Raw genomic sequence first — 728 nt, 5'->3', positions numbered from 1 at the left:
TTCTCGACCCCGCCCGCGTCGACGTCGGCCTGCGTGATGACGTACGGCGCCGCGGTGCAGGTCGCGACCTCGCCGGGGGCGAGCGTCGTGACGTCGCAGGTGACGGTGCCGACCTTGGGGTCGTTCACACCGACATCCGCGAGGGGAACGTTGCCGGTGTTCGTGATCGTGAACGAGTAAGCGATCGTGTCGCCGACATCGGTCAGGCCGTTGCCGTTGACGTCCACCGGGTCACCCGCCGTCTTGTCGATCGTCACCCCCGGGGCCGAGGCCTCCGACGGGGTCGTTGTGGAATCCGGGTCGGACGGGACCGGGTCACCGTTCGGATCCGTCCCCGTCGCGGTCGCCGTGTTCGCCACCTCACCGGCCTGCTCATCCGCCGCGGTCACCGTGTAGGTCGCCGCCGAGCAGCTCGCGACCTCACCGGGGGCCAGGGTTGTGACATCACACGTCACCGTCCCGACCTTCGGGTCACTGACCGCGATGTCCGTCGCAGTGACCGTACCCGTGTTCGTGACCGTGAACGTGTAGTCGATCGTGTCGCCCTCATCCGTGATGCCATTGGCGTTCACATCCACCGGAGCACCGGCGACCTTGTCGAACGACAGCGACGGCACCTGATCGACCGGCGTCACCACCGTGTCGGGCTCCGAGGGGACCGGATCCTCCCCGGGAGGCGTGCCGGTCGCGGTCGCGGAGTTCTCGACCCCGCCCGCGTCGACGTCGGC

Annotated in this window: 1 protein-coding gene; it reads right to left on the bottom strand. The window is 69.1% G+C overall.

Translation table 11 applies throughout. The annotated features are described in order from the left end of the window. A partial coding sequence (locus tag DW309_RS09855) for a CLIPPER-2 domain-containing protein (RefSeq protein WP_240753175.1) occupies nt 1-728 on the bottom strand: 728 nt, incomplete at both ends.

Source organism: Microbacterium sp. K41 (genome assembly GCF_004794395.1).
In the GTDB taxonomy this organism is placed as follows: Bacteria; Actinomycetota; Actinomycetes; order Actinomycetales; family Microbacteriaceae; genus Microbacterium; species Microbacterium sufflavum.
The sequence above is the reverse complement of the archived record's forward strand: the minus strand, read 5'-3'. Positions and strand labels throughout refer to the sequence as shown.